Origin of the sequence: Caballeronia sp. LZ062, from assembly GCF_031450785.1 — a bacterium.
Classification (GTDB): Bacteria; Pseudomonadota; Gammaproteobacteria; order Burkholderiales; family Burkholderiaceae; genus Caballeronia.
In genome coordinates this window covers 342915-358058 of the sequence record NZ_JARTWB010000001.1, presented here as the reverse complement: position 1 = coordinate 358058, position 15144 = coordinate 342915, and the positions used below count along the sequence as shown (strand labels likewise).

The following is a 15144-nucleotide window of genomic DNA, read 5'->3' as shown; positions in this document are numbered from 1 at the left end:
ACAATGCATCTGTTACGCACGACGCCGGGAGGCTTTGTCGATGACGCGGCAGGCGTCATGCGCATCGAGCAGACGCGCGCGCCGATCGTCGTGCTCAGTTCTGCGGATACCACGCTCGCGTTGCTTGCGAGCGTGTTTCCGCGTCTCGAACCCGGTTTTCCCGAAGTGCGGCTCGCGAACCAATCGTTTCTTCGCCAGCCCGCATCGGTCGATTTCTACGTCGACGATGTATTGCGTCACGCGAAGGTCGTCATCGTGGATCATCTCGGCGGGGAATCGTACTGGCCTTACGGCATCGAGCGTATCGTTGCGCTGGCCGAGCGCGAGAAGCAAACGCTCGCCATGTTTTCGGGCGATCTCACGGAAGACCCCAACCTCATCAGCAAGAGCACTGCGGACGCCGCGTTCTGCCGCGAGCTGTCGCGCTACCTGCGCGAAGGCGGCGCGGGCAATGCAGAGGAATTCTTGCGTGCAATCGGCTATCACGTGTTCGGCTTTGGCCGCGAGCCTCGGGCGCCGCGTCCGCTGCCTGCCGTGGCGATCTATCATCCCGAGCACGACATCGCCTCAATCGACGACTGGCGCACGCGATGGACCGAAGGTGCGCCCGTCGTCGCGATTCTCTTTTATCGCGCGCACTTGCAAGCGGGCAACACGGCCGTATTCGATACGCTCATCGACGCCCTCGAAAGAGAAGGCCTGAATCCGTTGCCGATTGCGATTTCATCGCTCAAGGAAAGCGTGAGCCGTGAAGTGATCGCGCGTCTATGCGCGGAGCATCGTGCATCGCTCGTGTTGAACACGACCGCGTTTGCAGCAAGCGTGATCGGCGAAAGCGAAGACTTCGAGATAGCGGGCGATGCGCCCGTGCTGCAAGTGATCTTGAGCGGCGGCAATCGCGAGGACTGGGAGAAGGACAATCACGGCCTTAATTCGCGCGACGTGGCGATGCATGTCGCGTTGCCCGAGGTCGATGGCCGCATCATCACACGTGCGGTCAGCTTCAAGGGGCTCGCGTATCACTGCGCGCATACGCAAGTGGATGTGGTCCGTTATCAGGCCGATGCCGAACGCGTGCGCTTCGTCGCGGAGTTGAGCCGCCGCTGGTGCGCGCTGCGGCACACGCCTAATGAAAAGAAGCGGATCGCCCTCGTACTGGCGAACTATCCGGCGAGCGAAGGGCGCATCGGCAACGGCGTGGGGCTCGATACGCCGGCGTCTGCGGTCGGCATCTTGTCGATGCTCGCGCGCGAAGGTTATCGCGTGGGCGAATTGCCGGCGGATGGCGATGCGCTCATCGCCGCATTGACGCAAGGCGTGACGAACGATCCTGTCGTTCGTGACATGCGGCCGGCGCTCCAAAGCCTTTCGCTCGAAGACTATCTGGACGCTTATCGCACCTTGCCCGCGGACGCCCGCGCCGCGCTCGAAAAAACGTGGGGCGCGCCCGAAGGAGACCCGACATTGCGGCGCGGCCGTTTCATGATCGCGGGCTTGCGCTGCGGTGAAGTGTTCATCGGCATCCAACCGTCGAGATCGCGCGAACGCAACGATTATGCGAGCTATCACGATGCAGAGCTCGTTCCGCCGCATTCCTATCTCGCGTTTTATTTCTGGCTGCGCTTGCGCTTCAACGCGGACGCACTCGTGCATGTCGGCAAGCACGGCAACCTCGAATGGCTGCCGGGCAAGAGCGTCGCGCTGTCGGCATCGTGCTGGCCCGACCTGATCCTCGGACCCATGCCGCATCTCTACCCGTTCATCGTCAACGATCCGGGCGAGGGCAGTCAGGCCAAGCGGCGCGCGCAGGCGGTCATCATCGACCATCTGATGCCGCCGCTCACGCGCGCCGAAAACTACGGGCCGTTGCAGGATCTCGAGCGCCAGGTTGACGAGTACTACGAAGCATTGATGGTCGATGTCCGGCGCGCCAAGCTGTTGCGCAAGTCGATACTCGCGAGCATCGTCGAGCATAAGCTGCACGAGGAGTTAGGGCTGGATGCGCCACGCGATGCATCCGGCGAAGACGCGTTGCTCACGCGCGCGGACGCCTACCTGTGCGAGCTGAAAGAAGCGCAGATTCGCGACGGCCTGCATGTTTTCGGTGTGTCGCCGCAAGGCGTGCAGCGCCGCGATACGCTGCTTGCGCTCGGCCGCTTTCCAATCGGCGATGGTCAAGGGGCGAACGCAAGCCTCATTACCTCGCTCGCGCGCGACCTGCAACTAGGCGACGACTTCGACCCGCTCGATGCCGACTGGTCCGCACCCTGGCATGGGCCGCGTCCCAACGCGTTGCAGGCGGCAAGCGATGCGCCGTGGCGCCATCAAGGCGATACGCGTGAGCGGCTCGAAGGTCTCGCCATGCTGCTTCTCGAAGGCGAAGCAGCCGTGCCGGGACCGCATACGGCACGCGTACTCGAACGCTTGCATCGCGACGTGCTTGCGCGTCTGGACGCATGCGGTCCGCAAGAATCGATGCAACTCAAGCGCGGTCTCGAAGGCCGCTTCGTTCCGCCCGGGCCGAGTGGATCTCCATCGCGCGGCAGGCCAGACGTGTTGCCGACGGGGCGCAACTTCTATTCGGTCGATACGCGCGCATTGCCGACGCAAGCCGCGTGGTCGCTCGGGCTCAAGTCCGCGAACATGCTCGTCGAGCGCCACGTGCAGGACCACGGCGACTATCCGCGCGCCATCGGCTTATCGGTGTGGGGCACGGCGACCATGCGCACCGGCGGCGACGATATCGCGCAAGCCTTCGCGTTGATCGGCGTGCGGCCGAAGTGGGCGGCGGGCAGTCATCGCGTGACGGACTTCGAGATTCTGCCGATCTCCATCTTCAATCGGCCACGCATCGACGTCACGTTGCGCGTATCGGGCTTTTTCCGCGATGCTTTCGCCAATCTCATGCATCTGTTCGATGCAGCCGTGCAGGCCGTCGCGGGACTGGAAGACGAGCCCGAAGACGTGAACCCGATTCGCGCGCGCATTCTGCGCGAGCGCGACGAGTTGATCGGACGCGGCGTCGATGCCGAAGAAGCGCGACGGCGTGCGGGCTGGCGTGTATTCAGCACGAAGCCGGGCGCGTATGGCGCGGGTTTGCAGGAACTCATCGATCTAAAGCAATGGGAGACCGACGCCGATCTGTCCGCCGCTTATCAAGCCACGGGCGGCTATGCGTATTCGCAAGGTGGCGATGGCGTCGAAGCACGGTCGAGCTTCGGTACTCGGCTCTCGACGCTCGACGTGGTGCTTCAGAACCAGGACAACCGCGAACACGACTTGCTCGATTCGAACGACTATCACCAGTTTCAGGGCGGCATGGTCGCGGCGGTACGCTACCTTTCGGGCGTGCAGCCGCAAGCGTACAACGCGGACCACAGCAACCCGGCCGCGCCGCGTATGCGCACGTTGAACGAAGAGATCGCGCGCGTGGTGCGCTCGCGCGTGGTCAATCCGAAGTGGATCGACGGCGTCAAACGGCACGGCTATAAAGGCGCGTCCGAGCTTTCCGCGACCGTCGATTACCTCTTCGGCTACGATGCCACCGCGCGCGTGGTTTCCGATCATCAATATGCGCTTGTCACCGATGCCTACGTGAACGATGCCGGCACGCGCGACTTCATCGCGCGGCACAACCCGCATGCGCTTCAGTCGATCTGCGAGCGCTTGCTCGAAGCGATGCAGCGCGGGCTGTGGCAAGAACCCGGCGACTACCAGCAGGCCGTGACACAGCATCTGCTCGATGTCGAGCAGCAACTCGAAGGCCGACAGAATTGAACGAAACCTCTTTGTTTCCAGCGTTTCCCTTTACGGCGCTCGTCGGACAAGCGCCGTTGCAACAGGCGTTGTTACTCGCGGCCGTCGATCCGTCACTTGGCGGCGTGCTCGTGAGCGGTCCGCGCGGCACGGCGAAGTCCACGGCGGCGCGTGCCCTCGCAGAGCTGTTGCCGGAAGGGAAACTCGTGACCTTGCCGCTCGGCGCGAGTGAAGAACAACTCATCGGCACGCTCGATATTCAAAGCGCGTTGCGCGATGGCGGCGTAAAGTTCTCGCCGGGGTTGCTTGCGAAGGCGCATCGCGGTGTGCTGTATGTCGATGAAGTGAATCTGCTGCCGAATCCTCTCGTCGATCAATTGCTCGACGTGGCTGCGAGCGGCGTGAATATCATCGAGCGTGACGGCATATCGCATCGTCATGATGCGCGCTTCGTGCTGATCGGCACCATGAATCCGGAAGAGGGCGAATTGCGCCCGCAACTGCTGGATCGCTTCGGGCTTGCCGTCGAACTCGCCAACTGTTTCGACGCGAACGTGCGGCAGCGAATCGTCAAGGCGCGGCTTGCATTCGATTCGGATGCCGAAGCATTTCGTGCGCGACACGCCGATAATCAGGCGGCGCTCGCCGAACGCATCGAGGCAGCGCGTGCGGCGCTCGATGAGTATGACTTCGATGATGTCGTCCATGCGCATGTGAGCGAGCTGTGCATTGCCGCTAACGTGGATGGTTTGCGAGCGGACCTTGTAATGCTGCGCGCGGCGCGTGCACTGGCTGCGCTCGAAGGCGCGGAATACGTCGAAACGAAGCACGTCGATTGTGTGGCGGACGCAGTCTTGCGGCACCGCCGGCGTGAGCAGGAAGCGCATTCTCGCGAAGCGCCGCGACCGGAGGCGAACGGGAATACGACCCAGGGCGGCGATTGGGGCTATATGCCGCCCGAATCCGTAGGCACCGCGAAGGTCAAGCAGGTCAGGCCGCTTGCCGCAAAAAAAGCCTGAGCCATCGAAGGCCGGACGCCGATGCGAACGCGCATCGTCTTCGGTGGCAGGACGCGCGTTCGCGTGGCCGCGTCCGTACGCGTGAGGGCCTCGCGACTGCATCGGTCGACTGGACTGCGACGCTGCGCGCGAAACGGACCGCACGCTTCGAACCGCGTCACTTGCGCTTTCACCGCGGCGAAGGCGAAGCGCCTGCGCTGCATTGCTTCGTGCTCGATTGCTCGGGCTCGATGCTCGGCGGCGAGCGTCTCGCGCGCGCGAAGGGCTTGCTAATTGCATTGTTCGACCGCGCCTATCGCGAACGCGCCGAGGTTGCGCTCGTGTGCTTCGGTGGCGGCCGTGTCGAAGTGCGCCGTCAGCCGGGAACGGCGCATTGGTTCAACGACCGCTGGATCGCCCCGATTGGCGGCGGAGGCGGAACGCCGCTCACGCTCGGCATGGCGAGCGCATCGACGGTGCTTGCTAGGGCCGCGCGTCGCAAGCCTTCGCAGCGTCGCTGGCTCTGGCTGTTGAGCGATGGACGCACGAACGAACGACCCGCTGCGCCGGCGTTGGCGGACCGCATCGTCGTGGTGGATTTCGAGGAAGGACGCGTGCGTGTCGGCGGCGCCCATGCGTTGGCGCTCGACTGGCACGCGCATTACATGCCCGCCGAATCGCTTCAATACGAGCGCGGCGTATAAACCCACTCGCCATCGCCGAGCACGCGCGTTCTCGACGATCCGACGATGACCATCGTTCGCATATCGACGAGGCGGCCGTGCAATTCACCTAGCGTCACCGTGCGCACGGTTTCGGCGGGACGTCCCACATCTCGGCCTAGTACAACAGGCGTCGCTGCATCGCGATGCTCGCGCACGATGTCCATGGCGCGATCGAACTGCCAGGGCCGCGCCTTCGATAGCGGGTTATAAAACGCCATCACGAGGTCCGCTTCGCTCGCATGGCGAATGCGATGCTCGATGACGTCCCAGGGCTTCAGGTTATCCGAGAGCGAAAGCACGCAGAAATCGTGGCCAAGGGGCGCGCCCGCGCGTGCCGCCGTAGCGAGCGATGCCGATACGCCCGGCACGATCGCGAGCTTCACCGCGTTCCATTCGGCATGCGTCGCGCGCCCTTCGTCGAGGGCTTCGAGCACGGCGGCGGCCATCGCGAAGACGCCCGGATCGCCCGATGATACGACCACGACCTTTCGCCCTTCGCTCGCGAGTTCGAACGCATGACGCGCGCGCTGCAATTCTTCGCGGTTGTCCGTCATGTGAATGCGCTGGTCCGCGCGGAACGGTCCGGCCATGCGCACATACGTCTCATAGCCGAGTATGTCTTGCGCGGCGATGAGCGCGGATTTTGCGGCAGGCGTCATCAAGTCCGCACTGCCAGGGCCCAGTCCGATCACTGTCAACGTGCCGCGCGCCCGGCCGATGGACGCCACGTCGAGAGGCGCTTGCGCCACGCTCAGCGCGATATCGTGCGCGCGAAGCGCGTCATGCGGCGGCGGTTCGTCGCTGAAGCGAAGCGGCACGTCTAGCGCGTTGGCAGCATCGCCGAGCGCATCGGATGTCATGCTCGCGGTCGGTGCAATCAGCGCAGCAAGTGCAAGCGGCGACAAGCCATGCTCGCGCAACGCAAGACGCACGCGGTCGGCAATATCTTCTTCGCGCGCTTCGATCCACGCGGCCACGCAACGCGGATGAATCACGAGACTGCTTTCATCGTGTATCACGTGTGGCGTAACGTGCACGGCAAGACGCGCATCATTCGCGCGGGGCAAGTCGGTCTGATCCAGCCACGGCGCATGACCTTGTATGCGCGTGGTTTCGCCCGCGAGCAGATCGGACACGAAACGCTTGCCGCGCTCGATATCCGCCAGCGCGTAACCGTCGGGCGGCGCGAGCAGGCACGTACCGAAACGCAACTCGCCGCTCGTCGTGATGGCAGGCGTTACATTGAGTGCCGCGCCGATCTCGCGCGCCAGCGCATTGACGCCGCTCGTGCCGCCCAACAATGGCACGACCGCGCTGCCGTCCTGCGCGACGGCCAGAACCGGCGGCTCGGCGCCTTTGTCCGTGAGGCACGGCGCAAGCGAGCGAATGACGATGCCCGCTGCACACAGCGCGACAATGGGCGTGCCTGCGAGATAAAGCGCGCGCACGTGCGCTCCGAAATCGTCGTAGGCAATGTCGGCATGAGTGCGAGTGGCGAGACCATGCACGAGCGATCCGGGATAGCGCGCCTGTATGCGGCGCGCGGTTGGCATCGCACTTTCGCCGAGCACGACGATCGCCATGGGAGACACCGCGTTCATGCCTGCCATTTCGTTCCCGGCACCACGAGCAGCGAGAAATAGGGCGACGCCATCGGATCGACTTCATCGAGCGGCACGATACGTTGATTCGCCATCGTCGCGCGCTCGACATAGAGGGCGCGCTTGTCCAACCCCAACTCGACCAGGACGCGCCGCACCTTCTCGAAGTTGCGGCCGAGCTTCATGACGACGGCGGCATCGGATGCTTCGAGCTTGCATTTCAACTCGTCTTCCGGCAGCACGCCGGACAGCACGCAGAGACTCTGATTGCGATAGACGAGCGGCACGCCGAGCACGGACACGCCGCCGAGCATCGAGCAGACGCCGGGTACCACGTGTGCATCGAAACGGCCTGCGAGACGGTCATGCAGATACATGTACGAGCCGTAGAAGAACGGATCGCCTTCGCAGATCACGGCAACATCGCGGCCCGCTTCGAGATGATCCGCAATGGCGAGCGCCGCTTCATCATAAAACGCGCTGATGATCGTCTCGTAACACAGCGGCGGTTCGAGCGCCTCGGTCGTCACGGGGTACACGAGCGGCAAGCGTGTCTGCGTATCGTCGAGATGCGCCTCGATGATGCCGAACGCGTTGCCCTTCTTGCCCTTCGCGACGAAATACGCGACCACTGGCGCGGACTTCAGGAGCCGCAGCGCCTTCACGGTGATGAGTTCCGGATCGCCCGGACCGACGCCGAGACCATACAGGCGTCCGCTCATCATTCGTTCTCCGAAGCAAGTGCATTCACGGCAGCGGCGGCCATTGCGCTGCCGCCGCGCCGTCCCTGCAACGCGACAAATGGCACGCCGCGGCTGTCGGCTGCGAGCATCGCTTTCGATTCCGCCGCGCCGATGAAGCCGACCGGAAAGCCGAGAATGAGCGCGGGCTTCGGCGCGCCGGCATCGAGCATGTCGAGCAGATGAAAGAGGGCGGTCGGCGCGTTGCCTATCGCGACGACGGCGCCTTCAAGATGCGGACGCCATAGCTCCAGTGCAGCCGCCGAGCGCGTGTTCTGCATTTCGCGGGCGCGCTCGGGCACGGACGGATCGCCGAGCGTGCAGACAATGCGGTTATCAGCGGGAAGGCGCGCCTGCGTGATGCCGTGCGCGACCATGCGTGCATCGCAGAGTATCGGTGCGCCGGCTGCGAGCGCGATGCGTCCCGCATCGCCTGCGCCGGGCGAGAAGCGCAGATCGTCGACGATGTCGACCATGCCGCACGCATGAATGAGCCGCACAGCGAGCTTTTCGAGGTCGCGGGGAATGGCGCTCAAGTTCGCTTCCGCGCGAATCGTCGCGAACGACTGGCGATAGATCTCGGCGCCGTCGCGGATATAGTCAAGCATCGGCATGGCTCCGGGCGAGCCACGCGGCCGCCTCTTCGATGGATAGATTTCGTGCGACGAGGCGCATATCGACATGCACGTCATAGCGCGCATTCGATACCGCGAGCAACGTCGTTGTGACCGGATGCGCGGCGGCGCACGAGCGTTCGCAGCCGCTTAGATGCACATCGCCGTGTAAGGGCAGCAGCGCGGCGAGACGATATGCGTCGGCCTTCGTGTCAGCGCGGCTTTTCACGCAGCCGGCTGATCCAGCGCACGCAATGAGCCGCGCAAGCGGATGGCTCGCCTCAGTGACGAGGCCGAGCGCGTTCAGGCGGGCCAGCACGTGTTCCTTGTCTTGCGCCGCGACGTGGGGCATCAAGATACCTTGCCAAGGAGTCGCGAAAAACCGGCCTTGTGCGTGAGTCGAAGCGAGATCGGCGAGCGCATCGAGCGTGGTTGCGTCGATGCGTCCTAGTTGCGCTTGCGCGCCCACGTACCAGTCCGCGCGTTCGGGCATCGGATGCGCGCCGAAGCGCAGCAAGGCATCGGCCGGGGCGCGGCGCCAGGCAGTGTCGAGCGGATCGAATGAAAGCGCAGTGAGAAAGTGCGTCACGCCGATTCGCGCGAGCAAGTCTCTCATGCGATGCTCGTCCTTGGACGCCAGCGCGAGAAACGCGCGCAGCACGGCGACAACGAAGCCCACGACATGTTCGCGCGCGATGCTGCCGAGCGCGGGCGCGTCGGCTTCGTGACGCGGCATCGTACCGGCGAGGCCGAACGCGTAGCGCGCGCCGCCGTCGAACGCTGAAAGCCAGAGATCGTGCGGATGTTCGAGCATCGCCAGGCGTTCGCCGTTGTCGAGCTGCAGCGCGAACTTCGGCGACAACGCGTGCAGCGCCGCATCGCCCTGCATCGCGCTCACAATGGCGGCGGCGAGGCGGCGCGTGGCATCGCTCGCGAGCGGACTCAGCATGACGTTGCGCAAGTCGTCGCCGCCTTCGGCTTGCGGACCGAGGCCCGCGTTGAGCGCGATATCCACGAGTTCCGCGTGGGCATCGTCGCGAATGCCGCGCAACTGCAGGTTCGCGCGATTCGTGAGTTCAATGACGCCCGAGCCGCAGCGCACGGCCGCGCGCGCGACGGCATGTGCCGCGTGCGCGGTGAGTTCGCCGCCCGCGAGACGCAGACGCGCGAGGCCGCCGTCGCGCGCTTGCACGATGCGCATGAGGCCGGGACAAGCCGATGGCCGTGATGTCGGAGAAGAAGCGTTCAAAAGCGTGACCGGTGCGATTCTCGCTTCGGGCGATAAGACCGGTACACCCCGCCCGGTCGGCGTCGCGCGAATAGTGCGTGCAAAGCGTGGAAAGCGTGAGTCGGCAGGTCTCTTGGCTGGCAGGTCTGCGTCCGCGCCGGCCTTCCCGGTAGAAACCAGTGGCAGTGGAGCGCGGACTCGCTGCGTACAATTGCGGGGGCAGCCACAGTTTTGCTGTGTTCCCTGTTAGGCCCGCGGATTGAACCGTTGGGCACCGACTTACCGATGTATTATGCCCGCTTTTACCGACCATCAGAACGCTTCGTGCAGGGAATCGTCGCATGAAGCGTGTCGCGAACCGCAAGGAGGACACGGGCCATGTCGAGCTGGCTGACCGTGGTAGGCATCGGCGAGGACGGCTGGCATGGCCTGAGCCGCGCGGCGCGCCGTGCGCTTCTGGAAGCCGGCGCGATACACGGCGGCGAGCGCCATCTTGCGCTCTTGCCCGCGCGCATCGGGGCGCGTCGCGTGCCGTGGCCTAGTCCCTTTTCTCTCGATGCCGTGCTCGCCGAGCGCACGCGCGGCATATCCGTATGCGTGCTCGCGAGCGGCGACCCGATGTGCTTCGGCGTCGGCGCGACGCTCGCACGTGAGCTTTCCAGCGAAGAGATGCGCGTGATTCCCGCGCCTTCGTCGCTCTCGCTCGCGGCCGCGCGCCTGCAGTGGGCGTTGCAGGACGCGCGATGCGTGTCGCTCGTCGGGCGGCCGGTCGCCTCGCTGCTTGCGCACGTGTTTCGCGGCGAACGCCTGCTCGTCCTGAGCGCGGATGGCGCGACGCCCGCCACCATCGCGTCGTTGCTGACGGCGCATGGATTCGGCCCGAGCCGCATGACCGTCTTCGAGCGTCTCGGCGGCGCGAACGAGCGTCGCATCGACGAGCGCGCGGACGACTGGCGCGAGCCGTTCGTGGCCTCGCTCAATCTCGTCGCCATCGAATGCCGCACGCACGCGGGCCACGCCGGTCCGCCGCTCACGCCGGGTTTGCCCGACGACGCATATCGGCACGACGGCCAGATCACCAAGCGCGATGTGCGCGCGGTCACACTTGCGCGTCTTGCGCCGCAGCCCGGCGAATTGCTATGGGATGTCGGCGCGGGCAGCGGTTCCATCGGCGTTGAATGGATGCGCGCGCATGTCTCGTGTCGCGCGATCGCAATAGAAGCGAACGAGGGCCGGCAGCGTCTGATCGAACATAACCGCGATGCGCTCGGCGTGCCCGCGCTGAAGCTCGTGAGAGGCGAAGCGCCGGCCGCGCTCGACGGCCTGTCCGCGCCCGACGCGGTGTTCATCGGCGGCGGCGTGACCGCGCCGGGCGTGCTCGATACGTGCTGGGCGCGGCTGCGTCAAGGCGGGCGCCTGATCGCGAATGCAGTCACGCTGCAAAGCGAGGCCGTGCTCATAGACTGGCGCGCGCGGCATGGCGGTGAACTGGTGCGTATCGGTGTCGCGTATGCCGAGCCGCTCGGCAGCTTCGATACATGGCGGCAAGCGTTGCCGATCACCTTGCTATGCGTGAACAAGCCGTGATCCCGTTCTGCGATCTACAACATGCGTGACGAGACTGCCGAACAACCCGCGCCGCTCAGAAGCGGCTACACGACCGGAAGCTGCGCCACCGCGACGAGCCTTGCCGCCGCGCGTCTGTTGCTGATGGGCGAGACCAGCGACCGCGCGGAGATTGTGCTGCCGAGGGGCCAGCGCGTGACGATGAAGCTCGAATTTTGCCGTTTGATCGACGGTACGCGCGATGCAGCGGAAGCGGGCGTCATCAAGGATGCCGGCGACGATCCCGATGTCACGCACGGCGCGCTCGTGTTCGCGCGGGTGCGTTTGTCGGCTGAGCCCGGCGTGCGCTTTCACGCGGGGCCGGGCGTCGGCACCGTGACGCGCGCGGGGCTTGCGCTTGCCATCGGCGAGCCGGCCATCAATCCCGTCCCGCGCAGGATGATGACCGAGCATCTCGTCGCGCTCGCGCCGCTGGCCGACTACGCGGGCGGATTCGATGTGACGATAGGCGTCGAGCATGGCGAATCGCTCGCGGCGAAGACGATGAATCCGCGGCTCGGCATCGTGGGCGGCTTGTCGATACTCGGCACGACCGGCATCGTCAGGCCGTTTTCGTGCTCGGCGTATATCGCGTCGATTCATCAGGGCATCGATGTGGCGCGTGCGAATGGCGTGCGGCATATCGCGGCCTGCACCGGCAATCAGAGCGAAGACGCCATGCGTGAGCGCTACGGTCTGGCGGACATCGCGTTGATCGAAATGGGCGACTTCGCGGGCGCGGTGCTCAAGCACTTGCGTCGCGCGCCGGTAGACAAGCTCAGTTTATGCGGCGGCTTCGGCAAACTCAGCAAACTCGCGGCGGGGCATATGGATCTCCATAGCCGTAGCTCCAGCATCGACTTGCCGTTGCTTGCGTGCTGGGCCGCCGAAGCCGGCGCGAGCGCGGCGCTTCAGTCGGCCATACGCGCGGCGAATACGAGTCAGGAAGCGCTGAAGCTGGCGCGCGCGGAAGGCATCGCGCTGGGCGATCTCGTATGCGCGCGCGCACGCGACGTGGCCCTCGATACCGTGCCGCAAGGCGTGATCGTCGAGACCTTCGCCATCGACAGGCAAGGGGTCATTGTCGGGAGCGCCGCATGAAGCGCGCGCTGGTGCTCGGCGGAACGGGCGATGCGCTGGCCATCGCGCGAAACATGGGCGCGCCGCATGTCTATAGCCTCGCGGGCCTCGCTCGCGTGCCGACCGATCTTGCGTGCGCGGTGCGCGTGGGCGGCTTCGGCGGCGTGACGGGTCTCGTCGATTATCTGCGCGTGGAGCGGATCGCACTCGTCATCGACGCGACGCATCCGTATGCCGCGCAAATGAGCCGCCATGCACGCGAAGCCTGCACGCTGGCCGATGTGCCGCTCTGGGCCGTGCGCCGCGCCGCATGGCAGCCGCAGCCGGGCGACGATTGGCGCGACGCGGCGGACTGGCGCGGCATAGTCGAATGCATCGCGCCGTTTCGCCGACCGCTTTTCACGCTCGGACGCGAGCCGCTCATGCATCTGGACGAGATTCCGGGTTCGCAACACTGGACGATTCGCTGCCTCGGCGCGCATGAAGGCCATGCGCGTGCGAGCATCATCGATGCACGCGGTCCCTTCGATATTGCCGGCGAGCGCGTATTGTTCGACGAGGCGCGTATCGATGTCGTCATCAGCAAGAACAGCGGCGGCAAGGCCACTGAAGCCAAGCTCGCGGTCGCGCGCGAAAGACGCTTGCCTGTCGTGATGCTCGCGCGGCCCGCGCTGCCGGAAGCAGACCGCGAATTCGACGACCCCGCGAGCGCGCTGCATGCGCTGCTCGCTTCCGACTCTCACTGACATGACCGTCTATTTCATCGGCGCGGGACCGGGCGATCCGGAACTCATCACCGTCAAAGGGCAAAGGCTGATTCGCACGTGCCCCGTGATTCTCTACGCGGGATCGCTCGTGCCGGAAGGCGTGCTCGAAGGGCATTGCGCGCATCGCGTGGTGAACACGGCGGAACTCGATCTCGATGCCATCGTCGCGTTGTTGCAGCAGGCGCACGCGAATGGTGAGGACGTCGCGCGCGTGCATTCGGGCGATCCGTCGCTGTATGGCGCTATCGGGGAGCAGATACGCCGAATCGAAATACTCGGGATTCCTTATGAAGTCGTGCCGGGTGTGACCGCGACGGCGGCATCCGCAGCCGCGCTCGGACGCGAGCTGACGTTGCCCGGCATCTCCCAGACGGTGATCCTCACGCGCTATGCAGCGAAGACGTCGATGCCGCCCGGCGAGTCGCTTGCGGACCTCGCGCGTCATCGCGCGACGCTTGCCATTCATCTCGGCGTGCGGCATATCGAGCGCATCGTTGCCGACCTGCTGCCGTATTACGGCGAGGACTGTCCCGTCGCGGTGATTTTCCGCGCGAGCTGGCCGGATGAAGAACGCGTGCAAGGCACGCTTGCCGATATTGCGGTGAAAGTGCGCGCGGCGGGCATGGAGCGCACCGCGCTCATTCTTGTGGGCCACGTGCTCGATGCCCACGGTTTCGCCGATTCGACGCTCTACGCGAAAGACTAAGCGTCCATGCGCGATCTCGACGCCGTGTTCGATGCGCTCGCCAAATCGGCGTTTCGCCGGCGTTTCGCGCTCGGCGTGCGCGAAGGGCGGTATCTGCGCGAACGCGGCGTGGAGACGGTCGTCGGGCAGGCGCATGACTTGATCGCAAAGCGTCTCCCGCCGCAAGCGCCGCTGAACGACGGCAAGCAGACGCCGTTTCGCGGCCATCCCGTGTTCATCGCGCAGCATGCGACGGCGACGTGCTGCCGGACATGTCTCGCAAAATGGCACGGCATTGCGGCGGGGAAAGTATTGGACGATGCGGAGCGCCAGCACGTCGTCGATGCTATCGAACGATGGCTGCGCGCCCAGCCGGTGCCGCCCGCGGATGAAACGAAGAGCAACGACAACCCGCAACGCGAGTTGCCCTTCTGACGCCTAGTGCGGCTTCTGCTCGCCGCGCATGGCAACGCGGCGCTTACTGCTGGCCCGGCGCGCCAGCATGTTGAGACCTTCCACCAGCGCGGAGAACGCCATCGCCGCATAGATGTAGCCCTTCGGTACGTGAGTGCCGAAGCCTTCCGCGATCAGCGTCATGCCGATCACCAGCAGGAAGCCGAGCGCGAGCATCACGATAGTCGGATTGCGCTCGATGAAGCGCGAGAGCGGGCCGGCCGCGAACAGCATGACGGAGACCGCGGCGATGACCGCGACGAACATGATCGGAATGTGCTCCGTCATGCCGACCGCCGTCACGATGCTGTCGATGGAAAAGACGAGGTCGAGCAGCAGTATCTGGCCGATTGCGGACAGCGGCGTGAGACGCGGGCCGGACGAGGCACCGGCGTGATCTTCCGCTTCGTGCGTCACGTGATGGTGAATCTCCGACGTGGCTTTCCACACGAGGAACACGCCGCCCGCAATCAGAATCAGATCGCGCCATGAAAAGCCGTGACCGAACGCTTCGAAGATCGGTGCGGTGAGCCGCACGATCAGCGCAACGGTGCCGAGCAATCCGAGCCGCATCACGAGCGCGAGGCCGATGCCGATGCGCTGGGTGCGCGCGCGGTGCTCGGCCGGGAGCTTGTTCGTCAGGATCGAGATGAAGATCAGGTTGTCGATGCCGAGCACGACTTCCATGACGACGAGCGTCGCGAGAGCGGCCCACGCGGCAGGATCGGAGACGAGGGCGGTGATGTAGTCCATGCGAAGCGTATGTGTGAATGCGACAGGCGTGATATTAGCCGGAACATCGGCTACGATGAAAGGTATTTGAAACCTTCCCTGGAAATTGGTTCCTCGACGCGTCGACGCAACGGTAGTTTCGGCGCATCCAACGGCCAAA

At 65.0% G+C, this 15144-nt stretch carries 13 protein-coding genes and 1 riboswitch; of the genes, 8 read left to right on the top strand and 5 right to left on the bottom strand.

The window, feature by feature from the left end:
* The first annotated feature begins 3 nt into the window (after nucleotides 1-3).
* From cobN to P9239_RS01745, 3 genes are read left to right on the top strand one after another with little or no spacing between them, the layout of a single operon-like run.
* A complete protein-coding gene (gene cobN / locus P9239_RS01755; protein ID WP_309748788.1) occupies nucleotides 4-3777 on the top strand; it encodes a cobaltochelatase subunit CobN in 3774 nt (1257 codons plus the stop codon).
* Between the two features lie 11 nt (nucleotides 3778-3788).
* Complete coding sequence (locus tag P9239_RS01750) at nucleotides 3789-4775, top strand: ATP-binding protein (RefSeq protein WP_309748787.1); 987 nt, start codon at nucleotides 3789-3791, stop codon at nucleotides 4773-4775.
* Entirely contained in the window at nucleotides 4772-5458 is a 687-nt protein-coding gene (locus tag P9239_RS01745; RefSeq protein ID WP_309749590.1) for a VWA domain-containing protein, read from the top strand. The genes P9239_RS01750 and P9239_RS01745 overlap by 4 nt, the downstream gene beginning before the upstream one ends.
* On the opposite strand, the gene cobJ is transcribed toward P9239_RS01745, so the two are convergent.
* From cobJ to cobG, 4 genes are read right to left on the bottom strand one after another with little or no spacing between them, the layout of a single operon-like run.
* Nucleotides 5437-7080, bottom strand: coding sequence for a precorrin-3B C(17)-methyltransferase (gene cobJ, locus P9239_RS01740; RefSeq protein ID WP_309748786.1), 1644 nt, complete (start codon nucleotides 7078-7080; stop codon nucleotides 5437-5439). The genes P9239_RS01745 and cobJ overlap by 22 nt on opposite strands.
* Nucleotides 7077-7805, bottom strand: a complete 729-nt coding sequence (locus tag P9239_RS01735; RefSeq protein WP_309748785.1) for a precorrin-2 C(20)-methyltransferase — start codon at nucleotides 7803-7805, stop codon at nucleotides 7077-7079. The genes cobJ and P9239_RS01735 overlap by 4 nt, the downstream gene beginning before the upstream one ends.
* A complete protein-coding gene (locus tag P9239_RS01730) occupies nucleotides 7802-8428 on the bottom strand; it encodes a precorrin-8X methylmutase (RefSeq protein ID WP_309748784.1) in 627 nt (208 codons plus the stop codon). The genes P9239_RS01735 and P9239_RS01730 overlap by 4 nt, the downstream gene beginning before the upstream one ends.
* Complete coding sequence (gene cobG, locus P9239_RS01725; protein WP_309748783.1) at nucleotides 8421-9635, bottom strand: precorrin-3B synthase; 1215 nt, start codon at nucleotides 9633-9635, stop codon at nucleotides 8421-8423. The genes P9239_RS01730 and cobG overlap by 8 nt, the downstream gene beginning before the upstream one ends.
* 132 nt (nucleotides 9636-9767) lie before the next feature.
* A riboswitch (cobalamin riboswitch) is annotated at nucleotides 9768-9956 on the bottom strand.
* Nucleotides 9957-10040: 84 nt separating this feature from the next.
* On the opposite strand from cobG, the gene cbiE reads away from it, so the two are divergent.
* From cbiE to P9239_RS01700, 5 genes are read left to right on the top strand one after another with little or no spacing between them, the layout of a single operon-like run.
* A complete protein-coding gene (gene cbiE, locus P9239_RS01720; RefSeq protein ID WP_309748782.1) occupies nucleotides 10041-11249 on the top strand; it encodes a precorrin-6y C5,15-methyltransferase (decarboxylating) subunit CbiE in 1209 nt (402 codons plus the stop codon).
* Nucleotides 11250-11270: 21 nt separating this feature from the next.
* On the top strand, nucleotides 11271-12368 hold the full coding sequence (locus tag P9239_RS01715) for a cobalt-precorrin-5B (C(1))-methyltransferase (protein WP_309748781.1): 1098 nt from the start codon (nucleotides 11271-11273) through the stop codon (nucleotides 12366-12368).
* Complete coding sequence (locus P9239_RS01710) at nucleotides 12365-13093, top strand: cobalt-precorrin-6A reductase (protein ID WP_309748780.1); 729 nt, start codon at nucleotides 12365-12367, stop codon at nucleotides 13091-13093. Before P9239_RS01715 ends, P9239_RS01710 begins: the two co-directional genes overlap by 4 nt.
* 1 nt (nucleotide 13094) lies before the next feature.
* Complete coding sequence (gene cobM, locus P9239_RS01705; RefSeq protein ID WP_309748779.1) at nucleotides 13095-13820, top strand: precorrin-4 C(11)-methyltransferase; 726 nt, start codon at nucleotides 13095-13097, stop codon at nucleotides 13818-13820.
* A gap of 6 nt (nucleotides 13821-13826) precedes the next feature.
* Nucleotides 13827-14234, top strand: a complete 408-nt coding sequence (locus tag P9239_RS01700) for a DUF4186 domain-containing protein (protein ID WP_309748778.1) — start codon at nucleotides 13827-13829, stop codon at nucleotides 14232-14234.
* Between the two features lie 3 nt (nucleotides 14235-14237).
* On the opposite strand, the gene P9239_RS01695 is transcribed toward P9239_RS01700, so the two are convergent.
* Nucleotides 14238-15005, bottom strand: coding sequence for a TerC family protein (locus tag P9239_RS01695; RefSeq protein WP_309748777.1), 768 nt, complete (start codon nucleotides 15003-15005; stop codon nucleotides 14238-14240).
* Nucleotides 15006-15144 lie beyond the last annotated feature (139 nt).